The following is a 20,349-nucleotide window of genomic DNA, read 5'->3' on the forward strand; positions in this document are numbered from 1 at the left end:
TGTACTGTGGTGCTTGTACTGTGGTGCTCGCACGCAGTCCCTGGCAAGCCTCGTACCGGGCGACCACGCCCACGGGTTTCGATGCGTTTCAGGCGTGATCTGTGCAGTAGATTGGCCCAGAACCGGCGGTTTCCCGCGGGTCCGCGGGTCGCCGGGCCTCACTGCCCGTGATCGTTCCTTTCGCTTCCACGTGTTGGATCCGTCGTTCACATCGTGAGCGCGTGCACGGAGAGGTAGATGCCACCTGATCTTCCAGACCACGTCGTGGCACGTCTGCGAGCGGAGGTGCCGGCCGTAGCGGAGCGATGGGTGGTGTCCGTCAACGAACGTATCGTGGCCGGCGGCGGGCGACCGATGGACTCGAAGGCCACCCTGGAGCACCTGCCGAGGGTTCTGCACGCGCTGGCAGCCTCTGTTCAGAATCCGACTGCCGCGATCGTCGACGGGGCTGTGCGCGAGTCCCTCGGCGCCCTCGCGGACCGGCGGCGAGGGCAGGGCGCCCCTGTGGATGAGGTGCTGGCGGACTTCCGCTTTCTCGCCGACCTCGTGGAAGACATCGCGGCCAGCTCGGTGGCGGACTTCAGCGGGGTAGCAGATCCTGGCGAGTTCGTCCGTGTCGGTGGCCGGCTGCAGCGCGGAATCGCTGAACTGGGAGCAGGGATCGTCGCGCGCTATCGGGTCTGGGGCGCGCGGGAGCATCGCGAGCGGATGCATCTGCTGGAAGGCTACACGGCCATGCTTTCGCATGAGCTGGGCAATCGGCTGGGAGCGGCCGAGACCGCGGTACACCTACTCATCGAGGCAGGGATCACCTTGCCCGAGGAGCAACGCCGGCGTCTCCTGGGCCTCATCGTGGCCTCCATCGAGAGCGCTCTTTCCACGGTGCAGGGGGTCCGGGCCCTGTTCCGTCCGCGGCAGCCAGGCGAGCCCGAGGACGTCAGAAGCATGCCGCTGGGGACTGTGATCCGGGATTCGGTCCATCAACTGCGGGCCCCCGCGTCGGAGCGGGGCGTCGAGCTTCGCCTACAGGGCTCCGGGCCCGAGGAGCCCGTCGATGCCGAGCGCTTCCCGCTGGCGTTCCTCAACCTCGTCACCAACGCCATCGAGCATCACGATGTCCCCGCGGGGGTGGGCCGCGTCGACATCGAGGTCGGCGACCGGGGGGAACGCTGGGTGATCACCGTTTCCGATGACGGGCCTGGCATTCCCCGTGAGTTGCGGAGCCGCGTGTTCGAGCCCCTCGTACGGCCCGCCGGCGGTGGGGGTCCCGGTCTCGGGCTGGCGATCGCCCGCGACGCGGTGGAGCAGATGGGCGGAGAGATCGGGTTCGAATGTGGAGAGGATCGCGGCACCGTGTTTCACTTCACCATCCCCAAGCGTCGTGGGACCCAGGGAACGAAAGGGGCAGCGAGTCAATGACGGGGACGAAGGACAGCCCACGACGGGTGCTCTTGATCGACGACAGCGCCGACATCCTCGAAGCGCACGCGCTCCTGCTGGAGGTGCACGGATACGAGGTTCGCACCGCGCGCGACGGCCGCTCGGCGATGGAGGTGGCCCCAGCCTTCCGACCCCACGCCGTCCTTCTCGATCTGGGCTTGCCCGATCAATCCGGCTTCGACGTCTTCGATCGGCTCAGGGCGTTGCCGGATCTGGCCGAGACCGTCTTCGTGGCGTTCTCGGGGCGCGCGGACCCGGACGACCGCACCCGGTCGCTGGAGGCGGGCTTCCACGAGCACCTGGTCAAGCCGGCTTCGCTGGCGGCCATCAAGGCGGCGCTCGGCTGAAGCCCGCCTGGGTGCGCGGGCGGCCCGAACCTCCGCCCATCGAGGGGGGCTTCGTGTTTCAATTCGTGCAGCGCTGCACGATCCGGGGGCCTCAGATGCCGTATTTGCGGCGCCGCCTCCACAGTGTCGACGGGGCCACCCCGAGCACCTCGGAGGCCTCTTCGATGGAGCCCGTGACCTCCAGCACATGCCGGATGTAGCGCTCCTCCATTCCTTCGAGCGTCGGCAGGTCCGCTGCGTCCCCCATCCCCGTTCGATCCAGTATCCCACCTCCGGCTCCGCGGGGGAGAACCGACGTCCCGATCCGGGGACTGCGCGCCAAGATCACAGCGCGCTCGACGGCGTTCTGCAGCTCGCGGACGTTGCCCGGCCACGGCTGATCCTGGAGTGCCGTCAGGGCGTCGTCACTGAAGCCCTCGATCTGCTTCCCATACCGCGCTGAAAAGAAGCGCAGAAAGGATTCAGCGAGCACGGGGATATCGTTTCGGCGAGCGCGCAGCGGCGGCATCTCGATCTGGATGACATTCAAGCGGTAGTAGAGATCGCCGCGAAAGTCCCCAGCTGCTACCGACTTCTCCAGATCGGCGTTGGTCGCGGCGATGAGACGGACGTCGGCCAGACGCGGTTGGGGATCGCCCACCCGCTCGTATTCGCGGTCTTGCAGAAACCGCAAGAGGCGGGGTTGGATCTCGGGCGTGAGCTCGCCCACCTCGTCGAGGAAAAGCGAGCCTCCATCGGCGAACTCGATCTTTCCCATCTTGTTCTCGGTCGCACCTGTGAACGAGCCCTTCACGTGCCCGAACAGCTCACTGCGTAGGAGTTCGGCGGAAAGCGAGGGGCAATTCACGACGGCGAAGGGGCGCGCCGCGCGCGCGCTCCACCCGTGGAGCGCACGGGCCAGAACGCCCTTACCGGTCCCGCTCTCTCCGGTGATGAGCACGGTCGCATCGGTGGAGGCGACGTCGCGGGCGGTGGCAACAGCACGTGCCATGGCCGGATGTTCGCTGTCCAGCAAGGGCGAGGGCGTGGCGTCGCGTGCCGTCTCCTCCAATACCTGCAGACGTTGGCGCAGGGCCCGGCGCTCGGAGATGCGCCCCACCAGCATCCGCAGTTCCGAAGGCGAGATGGGTTTGTGGATGTAGTCGAATGCGCCGCGGCGCATCGCCTCAACCGCCGATTCCACGGAGCCATACGCGGTCATCAGAACGATCGACAGCGAGGGGTCGGCCTCCAGCAGCTCGGGAATGAGATCGAGCCCCGAGTGCTCGTTGAGCCGCAGATCGAGGAGCACGAGGTCGAAGCGCTTGCGCGCCACCGCCACACGCGCGTGGTCCGCCCCCCCGGTAGGTGTGACTTCGTGCCCCAGCGGCGCGAGACAGAGCTCGATGGATTCACGTACAAGCGGTTCGTCATCGACGATGAGCACACGAACCCGCTCGGATCCGTCTTCAGACGGAGAAGTGGCGTCGGAGGAGAGCGTTCCTTCGGTCACGGGATGAACCTTTGCGTGGAGTGGCCGGGGGTGCGGTCGAGAATCTCGTGAAGCAGGAGTGGTGCCTCAAGCAGCGGGTCCCCGGCGCTGTGCATCGCGAGGCGGAAACGGATGACGCCCAACGCTGGCCGGCTCCACTCCGGCGCGACACGAGCGGGCTGGCAAGGTCTTTGATTGGGAGAGGGCCTACTCGATCCGCACGAGCGGCTCGGGACACTCGAGCAAAGGAGCGCTACATGGCCCGCCGGATCCTGGGATGGACCCTCTGCATGTTCGTGTTCGTGACGACCCCGCTCCTGGCGCAGTCCTCGGCCGCGGTTGATCAGGACGTCTTCTCGGCGCTGGCCTCGCACAGGGGTGATGAAGCTCGCGCCCGCGACGAGGTGCGCGCGACCCTGGATCGGCCTGAGGTGAGCCGCGTCGCGGAGCGGATGGGTCTGGACCTCGAAGGGGCGCGGGATGGCGTCGAGCTCCTGGACGGCGATGCCCTGGACTCCGCCCAGCGTAATGCCAGGACGCTCAACGACGCGCTCGATCAGGAGCGTACGACCATCTCCTTCCGGACCACGACGCTCATCATCCTGCTCTTGGTCCTCATCCTGTTGGTGTTGGTGGTCTGACGTGATCCGCCTCCGCTTCGCGGCTGGGCTGGGTGTCCCCTTGCTGCTCGGATGTGCGAGTAGCGGGGGGGGACCCCCCACGGCTCCCGCGCCCGCCGAGACGCCCGAACAGCTGCTTGCGCAGGCCCGGGGACACTTCGAGGCCGGAGAGTGGTCGCTCGCGATCGACGGCGTGGATCGGGCGGTGGGTGCGGGGTTGGACCCCGCGCGAACGCGGGATCTGCGTGCGGGTGCGTTGCTGCTGTCGGGAGCGCCCGCGGCGGCGCTACGAACCTGGGGCCACGACACCCCCAGGATCGACGTCATCCGGGTGCGGGGCACGCGTTCATTGGACGAGCGTGCGGTGCTCGCCAGGGCCGGTCTGGTCGTTGGTGCTCGGCTGGATGCCTCCACCTACGTGCGCGCTCAGCGCCGGCTCACAGGCATCCCTGCAGCGTCGGCCACGGCGGTGCGCTTCCATCCGCGTGCGGACCGCACCGCCGAGGTAGAGCTGGTCCTGGCGGAGCGGCCGCGTCCCCTCGGCTCGCTCGGGGCGGCTGTCACCAAGCTCGGAGAGGCGTTGGTGCGAGAGCAGTCAACGATGCATTGGCCCGCGCCGGTGCCGCGGGTCGGCGCGGTCCGTCTCGATGGACGTTGGAGTGACGGTCGGCGTTCGGCGGCGCTCGGCCTCGACGATGTCGGCATCGGGCTTCCCGGCCGGACTGATCTGTCGATCGGGATCGGGACGGAGAGCTATGCCGACGACGTGGATCAGTGGTCGTTCACGCGCATCGCGCTCCGGACCGGCGACTGGGTGAGCGAACGCACCTTCCTGGCCGGGACCGTGGGCTGGGAACAAAGCACAATGCCTTCGGTGTCGGGACGCCCTTGGCTGGGCGTGGAGAGTGAACTTCGCGCACTGGACGACCGCGCCCGCGTTTCCGTACAAGCGAGCCGGCGGGCATCGACGGACGCGCCCGCGCAAACGGTCGCTGTCGCGATGGGAGTGCGGACCAAGCGGGAGTTCGTGCCCCTCGAGTGGCAGGCAGCGCTGGAGGGCGGGGTGGAGCATGCATCCGCCTCCACTCCGCGACCTCTGTGGCCCGGGGCCGGCGTCGGACGAGCACGCGCGCCTCTGTTGCGGGCGCACCCGTTGCTCGAGGGGGGAGCGATTCGGGTCGATCGAGCCTTCGGTCGTCTGCTCGTGCATGCCAGCGGGGAGCTGCAGAGCCCGTCCACCTGGGCCGGCTGGGGCTGGATGTCCGGGGCGCTCTTCATCGATGCGGGGCGGGCAGCGGAACGCGCAGGGAGCTTGGGCCCCTGGACCGCCGTAGATGCCGGGACGGGCTTCCGATTCCACACGCCCTTCGGGTGGGCGCTGCGGGTGGATGGGTCGGTCGGCCTCCTGGATGGGGAGAAGGCCCTGTCGGTGGGGCTCTTGAGTCGCTGGAACGTGTGGCGGTCGGGACTCTCCCGCGTCGTGTTTCATTGAGGCCAGGGGCGCACGAAAGCTGCGCTGCTTTCCCGCCAAAGGCCCCGCCGCTGCCTATCCTCGCTGGGGGTGCGATGGGCACGGGTTGGGGCACGCCTCCTGCCCTTCGCTGGGGCCAGCGCGGATCCGACAGCTCGGATCCCTGAACCCGATATGGAGACGAACGCCATGGACAAGCGCCCCCTGACCCACCGCGCGGCCCTCGCGGCCCTCCTACTGGCGGCGGCCGCCTGCGGGAATGCCGACGCACATGAGGCTGGGACCCGGAACGACGATCCGGCTGGGGCGTCGGACGTGACCGACAGCCTGCAGGACCAGCGGGAGTCCGCGTCTGCACCCGAGTCGGCCCCTCCACGTACGCTGCTGACGGCGGGGACGTCGATCCGCCTCAGGGTCGATGAACGAGTCTCAACCGAAAGTCACGCGACGGGTCAGCGCTTCCGCATGACGGTGCAGGAGCCGGTGCAGGGGCCGAATGGGGTTGTGCAGGTTCCGGCGGGGGCAGTGGCGTGGGGCCGTGTGACGGAGGCCCACGAGAGCACCAGCGCGGACGATCCTGCGGTGTTGGCCATTGCTCTCGAGGGGATCGAGATTGGCGGTGCCTCGCGCCCGATCGCGGCCACCGCCACCGAGGTTGCGGTCGACGCGGGCAGTCGGGACTCGAGCGTGGAGACCGCAGGGAAGATTGCGGTCGGCGCTGCCGCGGGCGCGATTCTGGGCCAGGTTCTGGGCAAGGACACGGAGTCTACGCTCAAGGGAGCCGGAGTCGGCGCGGTGGCCGGGACGATCGTTGCACTGAGCACACGAGACGGACATGCGGTCCTGCCCCAGGGCAGCACGGTCACGGTGCGATTGGACGCCCCGCTACGCGATGCGTGACCGGACGTCTGCGACCGGAGCAGCGCCTCACGCGGGAAGCGGCGAGTCTTACGAAACCGCTCGCCTGCGTGAGGAGCTGCTCGAGGTGGTCGCACACGACCTGCGCAGCCCTCTGGGCGCCATCACAGCGTCCGCGACGTTGCTTCAAGAGCGAGCGCTCGCATCGTCCCAGCGCGAGCGTCAGTTGGCGCTCATGGATAGGGCGGCCCGGCGAATGGCACGGCTGCTGGACGACGTGCTCGATCTCTCGCGCATCGAAGCGGGGTCGTTCAGGCTGCGACCGATGGCTGTGGCAGCCTCTGAGCTTCTGGCGGCGCTCGTCTCCGATGTTGGATGGCTCGCTGGGGACTGTGGAGTCATGATCCATCCCCCGCTCGGCGGGGAACCTGAACGCGAGCTGCGCGTGGATGCCCAGCAAACCCGTCGAGCGCTCGAAGCCTTGCTCCGACACGCCGTGCTCCAGACCCCTCCCCGTGGGTCCGTGTCCCTCACCCTCCACGAGCGCCACTCCGCCGTCGAGCTCGAGATCCGGCATGGAGGCAGGCCCTACACACCGCAGGATGTCGACGCCCTGTTCCGGTGGAGCTGGCGTCGGAGCGGTGGCCACAGCACCTGTGGTGAGGCATCGATGGCGCTGGCCAACCGCATCCTCACGGTGCAGTCAGGATCGGTCGAAGTAGTGCACTTCCCAGGCGGGCAGCCGGCCTTCCGCGTGCTCTTGCCGCGAAATGAGGATGTGGCTGACGTCGGTCCCGACCGCTAGGGCTCATCCACCAGCAGAGTGGCGTGGGCGCGGGCTGCGACGTGCACGAAGAGGTTCGCACGGGTGGCGTAGACACCGAGAATAGCGACGTCGTCGACTCCTCCCCGCAACCAAGCGTCGTCTCCCAGGCGGTGGTTGAGCCCGCGATCGAGTTGGTCCCGCGCGAAGTCCACCAGGTCGTCCACCTGCCAGCGCCCGCGGGCTCGCAAGATCTCCACGAGTGCGGGCTTGGCCAGCCATTCGAGGCTTCCCACGAGCAGGTCCCGCGTGGCGACGTCGAACTCGAGGTCGGGGACGCGCACCTCCATGGACTCGGGATCGAACACAGGCCGTCCCACGAGGAACACGCGCCCGCGGACCGCTCCCTCGAGGTCGACCGCCAGCGCCACGCGCCCCCCTCCGATGCCGGAGACGGAGATCGAACGAATGCGGAGGAGGCGGCCCGCGTCTTCGAGCTCGACGCCGGCCAGCTCCTCAGTGAGCTTGCGACTGCCGACACGGTAGTCACCGCGCGCAATGGCCCGTACCGTCAGACCACCGTCGACCTCGGCGCTGTCCAGGGGTGGAAGAGGCCGGTCCGTGCCCGCCGGCCGGGGGCCCATCACGATGTGAGGCCGCGCCACCAGCGCTACGGTTGCGACAAGGGTGAGGCTGTCACCCGTGATCAGCCCCCTCCGAACCGCACGGGGGTCCATCACGAGCCAGAAGTCGTCTCCCAGCTCGATCGGTTCGCTCAGGGTCCGCCACCAACGCTCGAACTTGCTGCGTACGTCGATGTCGGCCAGCTCGCGCGCGATCGCTGGCAAGCTATCGGTGATCAGGCCCTCTGCGGCTGCCAGCACCCTGTCCGTGACGTCGATCCTCAAGGGGGTGATGCGGCAGCGATCTCGATCCAGGTCGGTCGCTCCGCGCACGTCCTCTACCGTCGGCCGGGCCGAGAGCGTCCAGTCTTCGGTGAGCGACAGCGACGCGGAAAGGGCGATCCAGACCCGTGGGGGGGCCTCATTCTCGCCGGTGCCGCAGGAGGCGCTGACCTCGGGCAGGAGCGGTGGGTCGTACCAGGCGCGGCCGCGGTAGTGAATGAGCGCGCCCACGTGCGCCCTCGTCCCGGTCAGGCGCGCTTCCAGTGGCGAGCGGGTGAGCTCGAACGCCACGCTGGCTCCGTCGTGATCGTCCAGGGGAAGCCGCTCCTCCAAGGAGCCATACCGCTTGGGCACAACCGACTCGAGCTTGTCGACCACCGGTGTGAGGTCGTAGACGACCGGCACCTCCAGCACCGAGGAAGGAAGCTCGGGTACCCACTCGCCGTCGTCTTGCAGCACGGGCTGCGGCGCACGGAGAGAGGTGCGAGAGCCAGGCAATGACAGCAGCGCCGCTCCCGCCAGCCCCGCCGCGAGCAGCCAGGCTCGGCGGCGACCCAAGCGCCGAAGCCAGTTCGAATCGCGCGCCCGCACCGTCACTGGCCGAGAAACTCGCCGATGGGCGAGAGCACCTCCGAATGGTCGCAGACGATCTTGACGGTGGCGAGCAGGGGTACAGCCACCAGGGCGCCCACGATCCCCCAGAGCCAGCTCCAGAAGAGGACCCAGATGAAGATCACCACAGGATTCAGCGTGAGGGTGCGGCCGAGGAGGACCGGTGTCACGAAGTTGCCTTCCACGATGCTGATCCCCAGATAGGCCGCCGGAACGAGGAGGGCCTTCGATAACGCATCGAACGAGAACAACCCCACGAACGAGACGACCGTGGTTCCGAGGATGGGCCCAACGTACGGGATGTAGTTGAGGAACCCTGCCATGACGCCCCAGAGCAGTGGGTTGGGCACGACCAGGGCCCACATGGCCAGCGTCTGCACCACCGCCAGCCCCAGGTTGATCAAGCTGATCGTGAACAGGTAGTAGGAGACATGGCTCTGGGTGGCCCGTGCGATCTCCACGGCCCGTCGCTTGTCTCCCAATCGGGGAAGCACCCGCACCAACTTGCGAAGGAAGAGGTCACCGGAGGCGAGCAGAAAGTAGACAAGCACGAGCGTGATCGTGCCTCCGACCATGGCCGCGCGTGTTCCGGAGTAGATACGGGCTCCCAACCCGGGCTGAGGGCTCACCTGGACACGGGGTTGAGCGTCATTTCCCGGGTGGGTCAGTTCTTCAACCGTCTCGGTGGCCTCCGCAAGACGCTCCATCCTCTGCGTGACCGTCCGCAGCCGCCGTTCGACTTCGGAGAGGCTTTCCGGCGCCCGCCCCAGCCACTCCATGGTCGGTGCGGAGAGCCTGACCACACCGTAGCCGCACGCCAGGAGAAGCGTCAGCAGAAGAACGCCCGCCGCGAGGCCCTGGGGGAGCCCCAGCCGGCGGAGTGCCGCGACCGCTGGCGCGAGCATGAAGCTGAGCAGGAAGGCCAGCGTGATGGGCATGAGGACTTCGCGCGCCACGTACACGGAGTAGAGCACCGCCAGGGCCAGAAGGCCGCTGATGGCGAGCGAGCGTACGTCGATCGGTCCGCGCATGAACGCCAAGAGCTTGCCCAGATCCGGGGACGGCTCCGCGGGGACGGCTCCACCCAGCGGTACACCCTGCGAGGGTAACGCTTCACGGCGGCCGTGAGCGCTGCCTTCGGAGCTCACGCGAGAAGCCCTCCATAGGGGAACGAACTCTCCCCGCCCGCGATCCGAAGATCGGGACGGGGAGTCGACCACAGGACACGAGTCCCCCGACCACGCGCCTGCAGCCTTGCTCGCAGTTGCATCAGGCCTTCTGGCGGGCGCCGCCGACCAGGAGGATCAGGCCTCCGACCAGTGCGATTCCCCCGACGATCGGCGGAAGTGGGACGTGGTCCGTGGTTTCCGCCGTCGCTTCGATGGGGCCGATGTCCAGGACCGTCTCCTCACGAGTGAAGGGGATTCCTCCGATCACGAAGGAGATCGCCGCCAGAGCGAGCAGCGCGACTCCCAGGATCACCTTGCCGTTCATCGTGTCTCTCCGGTTGCTGGTGGGTCAGACCGTGCGCCGGCCAGTCACGAAGGAGAGGAGGGCGAGGACGAGGAATACGAAGAACGCGATCTTGGCGAGGCCGGCGGCCGTACCCGCGATGCCGCCGAACCCGAGGATTGCTGCGATGATCGCGATGACGAAGAGGGTCAAGGCCATGCTCGCCATGGGAGCGCTCCTGTTTCGATGCGTGAAGCTCCACCCGACCGTCGGGAGAGCGAGTTCTGCCCTGGCTGGAGTGCAGTGCGCGTGCCCGACAACTCGAATGGTGTAACGCTATATAGCACCTACACTTAAAGGGCCTGGTCCAACGGCGGCCCGGTCCGACTCGTGTTTCAGCTCTGAAAGTCGCGCACGACGGGCGAGAGGAGGTCGTCCTCAGGGCTGTGACGTCGCTCCGCCTCGATCTGCGCCTCGACCGCTCGATCCACCGAGGTATCTCCTTGCCGGTGTGAGCCGGCTCCGGCAGGGGAGGGCAGCGGCGACTCCGACGGGTCGCGTCGCAGGCGAACCAGGTATTCGGGGGAGGGAAGCGAGATCCCGGCCCCCTCGAGGCGTAGCTTCACCAGGCGGACCGCCTCGCTACGCGCCCGCCCGAAGTCGGTGGCGCGCTGGTCCACCCAGGCCAGCCAGCGCACCAGCACGGTGGAGTCGCCGACGTCGATCACGCGGCTCTGCGGCGGGGGGTCGCCCAGCACGCTGCTCATGGAGCGCAAGGTCTCGATCCCCAGCGCTTGAGCTCGGGCCAGATCGTTGGCGGGTCCCACCCCGAAGTCGAATTCGAAGCGCCGGTTCGGATTGCGTGTGTAGTTCAGGAGTGTGCTGCCGAAGACACGTGCGTTGGGGACACGCACGTGGTTTCCGTCGAGGGTCATCAGGATGGTGTCCCTCCACGTCAGGCGGATGACTTTGCCTTCGTGGGACTCCAGCACGATGTGGTCGTTCTTGGCAAAGGGGGGACGCAGACTGAGCAGGATTCCCGAGAGGTAGTTCTCACCGATGTCCTTGAAGGCGAAGGACAAGGCGAGTCCCGCCAGCCCCGCCGTTCCGGCCACGGCGCCCACGAGGGCGGTGGCATCGAGCAGATCGAGCGCCAACAGGATACCCCCCAACAGAAAACAGGCCTGCAGCAGCCGCTGCAGCAGGCCCTGCAGGAAGGGGTTTCGCGACACCAGGGTCGCCGGTGCCCGCCAGCGACGCGCCAGCCACCCGAGCAGCGCGGCCAGCAGGACGACCGCTGCGGCGACCAGCAACAGGGGAAGGCGCGCCAATGATTCCTGTGCAAAGTCTCGGAGGCGGGTCCAGGTCGGGGTGAGTCGCTCGTTCACCGAATTGCTCTGCTCGATGCGATTGTCGACGAAGCGAACGTCGTCCAGGTCGCGAGCCAGCTCGGCGGCCTGCTCCCGTGCCTCGCCGTCCACGACCGTACCGGTGAGCGTGACCACGCCGGCGTCCACACGGGCTCGGACTCGCTCGAGCATCGCGATCCGGTCGAAGAGTGCCTGCAGCTCGCCGCGAATGGCTTCGTCGCGCTCGGCACGTTGGCGCGGGACCGACGCGGGCGCCGTCAGCGTGGAGTCTGTGGTGCCGGTCGCGGCTCCATCCTGCCCGTGCACAGCGTCGGGGACGGTCGCGGCCGCCAGAATGAAGAACAGTATGAAGCGCTGCATGTCGAAGGTCGCCTCCGGATTCGTGCGGCTTGATCGGGGATGAAACACGACGGCTCTCGCCGGTCCTCTCACGAACGCGCCTGCACCCACATCACGAGGCGTACGTGTGCTTCATCGCAAACTGGAGATATGTAGGACGCAGAACGGGGAGTCCGGATTCCGGACTCCCCGTCGCCGCTCTGCCGGTTGAGGTTCAGGTGCGGTGGTATTTCATCCAGGCCTCGACCTCCTCCTGGACCTCCTGCTTCGCCTTCCCATAGCGCTCCTGTAGAAGGCCTTCCAGGCGGTCTCGCTGTCCGTCGATGCGGTCGAGGTCATCGTTCGTGAGCTCGCCCCACTTCTCCTGCACTCGGCCCCGGAACTGCTTCCAGTTGCCTTCGATCTGATCCCAGTTCATGTACATCCTCTCCTCAGTCGCTCGTTCTCGTCGCATGCGTCGTCCGTTCCTGCGAAGACGTGTGCGCTGAGGAGCACTAGCAACGTCCATTCCGCGCGACTCGCGGAGACCGTGATCGTCGAGCATCCAGGTGATGGAGCCATTTGCGGAGGAGAACGCTCCGCTTCAGCAACATGTGGCGGCCGCAAGCCTGCGTGGATCGTGTTTCGCCGAGGGGGCGTACCGAACGATCAGGGTTGATCCGACGGAGCGCTCCGGTCCGTGCTACCGCCCGGCACGATGGGCTGCGCACGCCGGGCTTCGTAGCTGGCCCGCACAGCTCTCGCCACCAAGTGCGTGAGCGCGATGGCGTCGATGGGCTTGCTGAGATAGTGGTCGAAACCACTACTGAGCGCGCGCTCCTGATCGTCCTCGCTGGCGTGAGCCGTGAGCGCGATGCAGGGGAGGGCGGCCGCCTCGTCATCAGGGAGGCCGCGCACCCGCTCGATCAGCCCATATCCGTCCAGGTCGGGCATCGCGATATCGCTGATCAAGACGTCAGGCAGGCCGCGTCTCAGGGCCCGGAGCGCCTCCTGCGCCGATCCCGTGCGCGTGACGGTCGCGCCGGCAGCCAACAGGATCTCGCCCACGACGTCGCGCGTACTCAATTCGTCGTCCACCAGGAGGATCGAGATCCCGATGAGCGGCGTGATGGTGGTGCGTTCAGGGTCCAGGGCCGCCTCGGGCCTGGCGAGCGAGTCTGCCATCGGGAGCACGACCGTGAAGCACGCCCCGGTTCCCGGCCCCGCGCTCTCCGCGCGCACGGTGCCTCCATGGGCCTCGACCAGATGCTTGACGATGGAGAGCCCGAGGCCGAGCCCCATGTGCCGACGTCGGTGCGAGCTGTCGCTCTGCCGGAACCGCTCGAACACGTGAGGAAGTAGCTCTGGCCCGATTCCCTCTCCCCAATCCTGGACCACGAGGGCCACCCGGGCATCCGAGACGCGCTCCACACGCACCTCGATCCGCCCGCCTTCTGGACTGAACTTGATGGCGTTCTCCACCAGGTTGTTGAGGATCTGACGGAGTCGCGCCGCTTGACCCCGCACCAGGAGACGGGGGGGGTGGCTGCTCTCGATGTGGATCGCTTTCTCCGCGGCGGACCTTCGCAGGTCGCTGAGGGCGGTGGCGACGAGTGCGCTGAGGTCGACGGGCTCGAGCGGGATCTCCAACTTCCCGGCCAGCACCCGCGAGAGATCCAACAGGTCGTCCACCAGCTTGGCCTGTTGAACCGCGTTGGCCTCGATGCGTGCCACGGATTCCTTGACGCGAACGGGATCCTCCAACGCGCCCGGGACCAACGTGAGGAGCTGCGTCCAACCCAACATTGCCGTGAGAGGCGTCCGCAACTCATGGGAGATGACGGCGAGAAACTCGTCCTTTGCCTGATTGGCTTCCTGTGCTGCACGGCGGGCCTGCTTCTCCGCGATCAGCATGCGGGAGAACGCCTCGGCCGCCAGCTTCTGATCGTGGACGTCCGTGTTGGTGCCGAACCAGCGCACGATCCTGCCCCTGGCGTCGCGCAGCGGCATGGCTCGCGACAGGTGCCAGCGCATTGCTCCGTCGCTACCGCGCCGGAGGCGGAACTCATCCTCCCACAGCGCTCCGCTGCGGAAAGCCTCGCGATAGTTGGCCAGCACTCTCGGAAGGTCGGCGGGATCGTGGACCGAGACCCATCCCCATCCCTCCATCGACTCGAGGGTGGTTCCCGTGTACTCGAACCAGCGCCGGTTGTACCAGTCGATCCAGCCGTCGGGCGTGGCGGACCAGGCGAGCTGCGGAAGCCAGTCGACGAAGTCGCGAAACTGGGTCTCGGTCTCCAGGGGCGGATGATCCGGGTCGGCGGATGGGCGCGCGTGGGACACCTCGATCACGGAGCCGTGCCCACGTAGCTGGCTCACGTCGTGAGGCACGATCCAGCCTCGATCCCGCACGGTGAGCCAGGTGCCGTCGGCCCGTGACAAGCGGTAGGTGAGGGACCACTGGCCACCCACGCGCAGGGATGTGGCCACCACCGACCGGATCCGCTCCCGGTCCTCCTCGTGGACCCGCGCCCACCAGGTGTCGGATGGCCCCTGCAAGGGCCAGTCTGGATTCCCCAGGAGACCACGGACGTTGTCGTCCCAAGACCGCTCGTCGCGGACAGGGTCCCAGTCCCACCAGGTCCAGCGTCGTTCCGGCACGAGGTTCCCACTCCGCGGTGAGCGACATCCGTGGGCCGCGCGCCGTCGGCACGCGCCACCGCCTTCGAATCCGATCCGAAAGATGTGCCGTCTGACGCGCCTGGGCCAACCTGGCCCGACGTTCCGAGTGGGCCTTGACGCGCAGGAACCCGGCCGGACCCGATGCCACGCAGCAGCGAGGTCCCGGCCGGGTCCATTCGGGTCGGTTCGGGACGGCGTCAGGCGAGCGCCTCGAAGTTGAGGCGGCGCTCGGCCAAGCGCGTGAGCTTCTGGTCGGCCAATGCCTCCTCGTTCAACGTCTCCTGGAGCAGATCGGCCGCCCTGTAGTCACCCAGCTTTTCCGCGAACGCCCGGGCCACACCGTAGCCGGCCATCTCGTAGTGCTCGATGCGCTGTGCAGCCGCTACGATCGCAGCATCGCGGACGTCATCGGAGGCCCGCTCGGTGACGGCGTCTTTGGCCTCCTTCAGAAGGCCTTCCATCCCCTTGCACTTCTGCCCGCCTGGCTTGGCATCCAGCCCGGAGAAGATCTTCTCCAGCCGGGCCACTTGACGCTCGGTCTGCTTGTGATGGGCCTCCAGAGCCTGTCGTAGTCCTTTGTCCTGCGCTGCCGCCACCATCTGGGGGAGGTGGTCCAGGATCTGGTGCTCCGCGCTATAGAGATCCTTGAGCTCGTGGATGTAGAGCTTCCGGAGTGACGTCAGGTTCATCAGGTCCTCGCCGGTTCGAGTGGGATTCGTGATTGGATACCACGGGACGGGCATCGGAGGGGCAAACGCCGTACCGAGCAGCACCCTTCCAACGAGCCACCGAAGGGCGATCCGGGACCGCGTCCTTCCGCGGATCGGACGGGACGGACCCTCTCGGCGCGTTGCGCTCGAGACCGAAGTGAAACACGACCGGTGAGTGCCGGGGCGGAGCCGAGGCGCACGAGCCACCCAGGTACAGGGGCACAGCGGGTCAGAGCGAAGGCATGCTCGTTGCCCCCATGCCGTCGCGGAATCCTGGACGCCTCGCCGGACAAGGAGGGCATGTGGCGACGTGCGAGATCTGCGGAAACGCATACGACAAGTCGTTCGAGGTGACGCTCCACAACGGAGACACCCACGTCTTCGACTCGTTCGAGTGTGCGATCCATGCCCTGGCGCCCACCTGCGGCCACTGCGGGTGCCGAATCGTGGGCCACGGCGTGGAGGCCGAGCACCGCTTCTACTGCTGTGCCCACTGCGCCCGCGCACAGGGAGTGACAGGTGTGGACGACAGGGCGTAGCGCCGTCTTGGAGACAACACGGACCCGTCAACGACGAACGGTGGGAGGGACCATGAAACGGAGTACCAAACGAAAGATCCAGAAGCACCTGCAGCAGGCAGGCGAGACAGTCACGAAGGCCGGAGAAGCGCTGCGACCCGCCGCTCGGAACGGAGCCGGCAAGGCGGTGGTGGCCGCGGCGGGTATCGCGGCCCTGGGAGCCGCGGGAGTCGTGACGGCCCGGGCACTCCGGCAGCGGCGGTCGAACGGTGCGGAGCCGGGAACCACGTTCAGGCTCGAAGCAGATGCGGAGGGGGGATGGATCCTGACGCGGGATGGTGGCGACGACCAACGGTTCGGGAACAAGCGCCAAGCGCTACGCGCCGCACGGGACGTCGCGGCCTCCGCACACCCCAGCCGGCTGATCATCCACCGCACGGACGGACGCGTGCAACGCACCCATACCTACTAGCGCCCAACCTTCGCGCGCGCGCCCCGCCCGGGGGCGCGTGACGCGAAGGCCTTCGCTCGTCGTCAGGCCCGACCGGGGCGCGCTGCACATACGAACATCGGACCGGACATGCATTCGCATGCCCGGCCCGATCTGGACCCGTGCCGTCGGATGGGGGTCGCTATCCGATACGGTCGGTGTCCAACTTCCCGTGTAGCGCTGCCAAGTCGCGCTCGAGCTCCGCACGCAGGAGTGCCGCTTCGGCCCGCTTCTCCCGGAACTCGTGACGCTCGCTTCGACCTAGAAGTGTAGGTGGGCACCCAGGTCGATGACGAAGTACCTCATGTCCGCGTCGTCTTCCGGCTGAGCGAACTCGGCCCGGTAGCCGTAGTAGCGTACGGCCGGCACCAGCGCGAAGCGCGGCGAGAGATCCAGATCGATGCCGGCCCCCACCTCGAAGCCAGGCGCCCAATCCGAGTCCGAGCCGGAGATCGCGGCCTGATCGTAGATCACACCTCCACGGACCCAGGGAAGCGCCCGGGCTTCCCTGGCGAAGACGAACTTGACGCCGGCGCCGAGCCCCTTGCCATTGCGATCGTCCACGCACTCGGGGCCGTCGCAATTGAAGCGGTAGGCCCGCACGCCGCCGTAGAGGCTGGCTGCATTGGAGACGGAATAGAGCAGGTCGACCGCGCCACTCAGTCCGGCGGTCTCGTCGTTGTCACCGATGTCTCCGGTGGGGAGGGTGGCGCCGAGCCGCCCCTCCAGGGACCAGCGGTGATCCTGCGCAGCGGCCGGCTGAGCGGTGAGCGCTCCGGCGAACGCCGCCGCGCAGACCACGATTCTGAATCTAGACATCGAATTCCTCCGAGATCGTCGGGTATCGACGGCACGCGATGAGTGCGGTTCGTCGAGCCCGAACGAGGGGCAGGAGGAATGCCGGACGTAGCGAGTGTAGCGAAACGAGGAACCTCGCATCGCCCGGGGCGTGGAAAACCGGCGAAAGCCGAAGCTGCGCCTGGTCAAACGCCGTCTGCGCCGATCCGCTCCGGCGTCGTCTCGTCCGGTCGGAGGGTGCGCTGGATCGTGCTGCGTTCCTTCGGCTGAAACACGACTCGGGCGTCCAACGCAGGTCGCGCGGTGAATGCCGCGAGGCCCTCGATCCATTCGTCCGCGCGGATGCACAAAGGGCCGGAACCCGCTGGGTTCCGGCCCCTGCTGCTTCTGTCGTACCGAGGGGGGGGCCGGCAGCGTCAGGACACCGGCCGCTCCCGTTTGCGCAGCACGAACAGCCCTTCGCGCATGCTGGAGACGATGATGTTCCCGCTCTTGAAGTAGGGATAGTTGCTCCACGACCCCGCGAACCCGGGGGCGTCGTCGCCCCAAGGCACCGTGTCGAAATGGGCAACCTCGCGCGGGTTGGCCGGATCACTGATGTCGATGATCCGCAGGCCGGCCACATAGTTCGACTCGTACATCAGGTTGCCCTTGACGTAGAGGTTGTGATCGGACGCGGCGGTCTCACCCTTGTATTCGGTGAGCAGGACCGGGTCGTCCAGATCCGCGATGTCCCAGACCAACGTGCGGGTCCGGTCCTGCGTGCCCGACAGCTCATCGAGCTCGTCGTCCAGGAAGAAGTAGCGGTGGTCGTCCGAGATCCACCCCTGGTGTGAATACGCGACGTTGGGATAGGACGCCCGTGAAAGCGCCACCGGATTGGCCTTGTCCGTCACGTCCGCGATGGAGAGCGCCGTCTCGTTGGCGCCGAAGCAGATCTCCTTGTCCTGGTGCTCGGTGTCCGGCCCGTGATAGACGGTGCACATGGCATCGTGGCTGTATCCTGTCTTGGCGTTCCCGGTGAGCGGATCCGAGAAGCAGCCCGCGAACATGGGGTTGCGCGGGTCGCGGATGTCGATCATGTGGAGGCCGCCGCCGCAGGTCTCACCGCCCATGCTGCTGCCCACCGCGTAGGCGAAGCCGGTCTCTTCGTTGATGACGATGTTGTGGGCGCTGTGGATCCCCGAATAGTGGGCATCCTCGCTGAACGTCTCTGGCGTCCCGTTGAAATCCCGGAGCCGTGTCAGATCGAAGATCTGCACGCCGTGCTCTCCGGCGGCGTCCGCCACGACGAAGGCGTGATCCTTGTAGACCTTGATGTCGCGCCAGAGGTTCTTGGTGGCACCCTCGGTAAGGGGAAGGTTGCCGAGGTAGACCGGATGGGCCGGGTCGGTCACGTCCACGAACGAGGTGCCGTCGAAGCGTCCGATGAGGGCGTACTCCCGGTTGGACTCGGAATCCGTCCAACCCCAGATGTCGCTCACCATGATGCCACGCTCGGCGCCGAGTGCGCTGGCGGGCAGGAAGGAGACGAGATCGACGTCCTGACACCCGAAGCTGGCGGCCATTCCATCGGCGGAGCAGTCGACCTGCCCACCCGTGATCGCTTCCAGACCCGAGCCTGCGTCCGTAACCGTCGAGGTCTCGGTCCAGGTGCCGTCCGCACCTCGCCGGAACACGAACCCGGTGCCCTCCCAGAAGTCGTCGCCCGGGGCGCCCAGCACGGCCACGTCGCCGCTGCCGGCCACGGCCATTCCGAAAAAACCGGCCATGCCCTGCGTCTCGGCGGTGAGGGTCTGCTTGGGGGTCCAGGTGCCCGCTTGTCGCCCGAACACGTAGACCACACCGGAGAACTGTCCCACCATCGGCGCGCCCACCAGAAGGTCTTCACCCGCCACCACGAAGTCGGCTCCGAAGATCGTGGGCCCCTGCGCCTCGGGCTTGAGGGGCGTCCCAGCAGCCCAGGTGCCATCCGCACCGCGCGTGAACTCGTAGAGCGCACCGTTGGCATTGCCCGTGATCGGAGCCGAGGCCAGCGCCCATCCTTCACCGAGGTGGACCTTGGTCCCCATCGCCAGCGCTCCGGCGGGCGCCGCCAAACGAGTCAGCGCACGCCATCCGCTCCCGTCACGCTCGAACAGATAGGCGGCGCCGGGGCCGGGTTGGCCCTGCATCCCGCCTCCACCCACCGAACCGCCCGGGCCGGGGGCGCCCACCAGGACCTGATTGCCTTGTACCGAGATGGAACGGCCCAGCCTCGAGTCGGCCGGATCGGAGGGAGCGAGCTCTCCGGCCGGGCGCCAGCCGGCCGCCGCGTCATAGGCGTAGACCACGCCCTTCTGCGTGGCCTGCGGCGCTCCGACGAAGAGGAAGCCGTCCGAGATGCCCAACGCGGAGCCGAAGGCGGCGTCCGCCGGACCGGCCGGAGCCGCGAGCTTGGCCACCTGACGCCACTCCGACCCCGCGCGCTGGAAGATGTAGACGGACCCGCCGCCCTGCTGGGGTGCGCCCACCGCAAGCCACGCTCCGTGCGCCGCGATGGCGGTGCCGAATCCGTCGCCGATCTCGGCGTCCGAACCCTCCACCATGGCGATTTCGCGGAAGCCCGCCGCGCCGCGCTCGAAGACGTGGACGCTCCCGGCCCGGCTGGGGGGGATGGGCATCCCAGTAGCGGCGCCCGTGCGGCCCACGTACAGGAGCGAACCGTCCATCACCATCGCGGATGCGAAGCCCGCCGCCGGCAGCGCCGGGTGGGCGGAGACGTACGTCTGGGCGGGGACGGCTGCCGGAACTGCAAGCAGAGCCGCTACCAGGAGCATGCGAGTCGAAGCCATCGTTGTCCGTTCCTCCGATCGTTCATCGCGGCCGGGCCCGATCGCCGGCCGGACACTGCTACCCCCCCAGACCGCCTGGATGGTCCCCAGCCCCCCGGGGTCGGGGTTCCGCGGCCCGGGTCCACGGGGGGATACGGGCAGCCCTGCCCTGCCTTTCCGGTCCCCGTGCGTATCGCGAGCGAGGCGCGCCGCGGAGCGGCGGCGGGGCTTCTGGGCAGGGGGACCACCTGGGTGGCGGTCAGGGGAGGGATGGGTAGATTGCCGACCTCGGCGCTCCCACCCCTCACCGAAAGGGCGGTCTCTTGGGCAAGGCACTCAAGGTTCTCTACAACTGCAACAAGTGCCCCGCGTACTGCTGCTCCTACGCATGGATTCCAGTGACGGACCGGGACCTCAAGCGCCTGGCCAAGCATCACGGCATCACCGAGAAGAAGGCGGAGCGCAGATTCACCAAGACCACCAAGGACGGCGTGCGTGTCCTTCGTCACAAGGACGACGAGTACTTCGAGACCATCTGCATGTTCATCGACGACGAGACCCGCGGATGCAGCATCTACGAGGGGCGTCCCACCATCTGCCGTCAGTATCCTGGGAGTGCGCGTTGCGGCTACTACGATTTCCTGTCCGCAGAACGGAACCGATTCGACGATCCGGATCTCGTGGTCGCCGCGTACGTGGCAGAGGACTGAA

General features: G+C 67.6%; 20 protein-coding genes. 9 read left to right on the forward strand and 11 right to left on the reverse strand.

Annotated elements, in window-relative coordinates:
• Positions 1–237: 237 nt before the first annotated feature.
• Complete coding sequence (locus R3E10_13000) at positions 238–1,419, forward strand: HAMP domain-containing sensor histidine kinase (GenBank protein MEZ4416658.1); 1,182 nt, start codon at positions 238–240, stop codon at positions 1,417–1,419.
• On the forward strand, positions 1,416–1,787 hold the full coding sequence (locus R3E10_13005; protein ID MEZ4416659.1) for a response regulator: 372 nt from the start codon (positions 1,416–1,418) through the stop codon (positions 1,785–1,787). The genes R3E10_13000 and R3E10_13005 overlap by 4 nt, the downstream gene beginning before the upstream one ends.
• Before the next feature lie 91 nt (positions 1,788–1,878).
• On the opposite strand, the gene R3E10_13010 is transcribed toward R3E10_13005, so the two are convergent.
• The gene (locus R3E10_13010; GenBank protein ID MEZ4416660.1) at positions 1,879–3,279 is read right to left on the reverse strand and encodes a sigma-54 dependent transcriptional regulator; all 1,401 of its coding nucleotides are present in this window, start codon (positions 3,277–3,279) and stop codon (positions 1,879–1,881) included.
• A gap of 236 nt (positions 3,280–3,515) precedes the next feature.
• Here R3E10_13010 and R3E10_13015 point away from each other — a divergent pair, with 236 nt between their 5' ends.
• From R3E10_13015 to R3E10_13030, 4 genes are all read left to right on the forward strand, one after another.
• A complete protein-coding gene (locus R3E10_13015; protein MEZ4416661.1) occupies positions 3,516–3,899 on the forward strand; it encodes a hypothetical protein in 384 nt (127 codons plus the stop codon).
• 1 nt (position 3,900) lies between these two features.
• Complete coding sequence (locus R3E10_13020; GenBank protein MEZ4416662.1) at positions 3,901–5,370, forward strand: hypothetical protein; 1,470 nt, start codon at positions 3,901–3,903, stop codon at positions 5,368–5,370.
• Positions 5,371–5,538: 168 nt separating this feature from the next.
• The gene (locus tag R3E10_13025; protein MEZ4416663.1) at positions 5,539–6,249 is read left to right on the forward strand and encodes a hypothetical protein; all 711 of its coding nucleotides are present in this window, start codon (positions 5,539–5,541) and stop codon (positions 6,247–6,249) included.
• Positions 6,242–7,012 (forward strand): HAMP domain-containing sensor histidine kinase, encoded by a 771-nt coding sequence (locus R3E10_13030; protein MEZ4416664.1) that lies wholly within the window; start codon positions 6,242–6,244, stop codon positions 7,010–7,012. The genes R3E10_13025 and R3E10_13030 overlap by 8 nt, the downstream gene beginning before the upstream one ends.
• Here the strand turns inward: R3E10_13030 and R3E10_13035 are convergent.
• The 8 genes from R3E10_13035 to R3E10_13070 all read right to left on the reverse strand — a co-directional run bounded on the left by R3E10_13035 (position 7,009) and on the right by R3E10_13070 (position 14,998).
• Positions 7,009–8,433, reverse strand: a complete 1,425-nt coding sequence (locus R3E10_13035; protein MEZ4416665.1) for a DUF4403 family protein — start codon at positions 8,431–8,433, stop codon at positions 7,009–7,011. The genes R3E10_13030 and R3E10_13035 overlap by 4 nt on opposite strands.
• A gap of 35 nt (positions 8,434–8,468) precedes the next feature.
• Complete coding sequence (locus tag R3E10_13040; protein MEZ4416666.1) at positions 8,469–9,635, reverse strand: AI-2E family transporter; 1,167 nt, start codon at positions 9,633–9,635, stop codon at positions 8,469–8,471.
• A gap of 121 nt (positions 9,636–9,756) precedes the next feature.
• Positions 9,757–9,981 carry a DUF3185 domain-containing protein gene (locus R3E10_13045; GenBank protein MEZ4416667.1) on the reverse strand — a complete coding sequence of 75 codons (225 nt, stop codon included), beginning with the start codon at positions 9,979–9,981 and terminating at the stop codon, positions 9,757–9,759.
• Between the two features lie 24 nt (positions 9,982–10,005).
• Positions 10,006–10,167, reverse strand: coding sequence for a DUF1328 domain-containing protein (locus R3E10_13050; GenBank protein ID MEZ4416668.1), 162 nt, complete (start codon positions 10,165–10,167; stop codon positions 10,006–10,008).
• 167 nt (positions 10,168–10,334) lie between these two features.
• Complete coding sequence (locus R3E10_13055) at positions 10,335–11,669, reverse strand: mechanosensitive ion channel (protein ID MEZ4416669.1); 1,335 nt, start codon at positions 11,667–11,669, stop codon at positions 10,335–10,337.
• Between the two features lie 193 nt (positions 11,670–11,862).
• Positions 11,863–12,066: a CsbD family protein gene (locus tag R3E10_13060; GenBank protein ID MEZ4416670.1), complete on the reverse strand. Its 204-nt coding sequence runs from the start codon at positions 12,064–12,066 to the stop codon at positions 11,863–11,865.
• Positions 12,067–12,296: 230 nt separating this feature from the next.
• Positions 12,297–14,288 carry an ATP-binding protein gene (locus tag R3E10_13065; protein MEZ4416671.1) on the reverse strand — a complete coding sequence of 664 codons (1,992 nt, stop codon included), beginning with the start codon at positions 14,286–14,288 and terminating at the stop codon, positions 12,297–12,299.
• A gap of 218 nt (positions 14,289–14,506) precedes the next feature.
• Entirely contained in the window at positions 14,507–14,998 is a 492-nt protein-coding gene (locus tag R3E10_13070) for a ferritin-like domain-containing protein (GenBank protein ID MEZ4416672.1), read from the reverse strand.
• Positions 14,999–15,321: 323 nt separating this feature from the next.
• Between R3E10_13070 and R3E10_13075 the strand changes: the two genes are divergently transcribed.
• Together R3E10_13075 and R3E10_13080 are read left to right on the forward strand one after the other, a co-directional pair.
• The gene (locus R3E10_13075) at positions 15,322–15,558 is read left to right on the forward strand and encodes a hypothetical protein (GenBank protein MEZ4416673.1); all 237 of its coding nucleotides are present in this window, start codon (positions 15,322–15,324) and stop codon (positions 15,556–15,558) included.
• A 52-nt stretch (positions 15,559–15,610) separates the two neighbouring features.
• Positions 15,611–16,009, forward strand: a complete 399-nt coding sequence (locus tag R3E10_13080; protein MEZ4416674.1) for a DUF2188 domain-containing protein — start codon at positions 15,611–15,613, stop codon at positions 16,007–16,009.
• Between the two features lie 279 nt (positions 16,010–16,288).
• Here R3E10_13080 and R3E10_13085 read toward each other — a convergent pair whose 3' ends face one another.
• Entirely contained in the window at positions 16,289–16,846 is a 558-nt protein-coding gene (locus tag R3E10_13085; GenBank protein ID MEZ4416675.1) for an outer membrane beta-barrel protein, read from the reverse strand.
• A gap of 395 nt (positions 16,847–17,241) precedes the next feature.
• On the reverse strand, positions 17,242–19,659 hold the full coding sequence (locus tag R3E10_13090) for a choice-of-anchor B family protein (protein MEZ4416676.1): 2,418 nt from the start codon (positions 19,657–19,659) through the stop codon (positions 17,242–17,244).
• 302 nt (positions 19,660–19,961) lie between these two features.
• Between R3E10_13090 and R3E10_13095 the strand changes: the two genes are divergently transcribed.
• On the forward strand, positions 19,962–20,348 hold the full coding sequence (locus tag R3E10_13095; GenBank protein ID MEZ4416677.1) for a YkgJ family cysteine cluster protein: 387 nt from the start codon (positions 19,962–19,964) through the stop codon (positions 20,346–20,348).
• Position 20,349: the final 1 nt, after the last annotated feature.

Source organism: Gemmatimonadota bacterium (genome assembly GCA_041390105.1).
Lineage (GTDB): Bacteria > Gemmatimonadota > Gemmatimonadetes > Longimicrobiales > Gaopeijiaceae > JAGQIF01.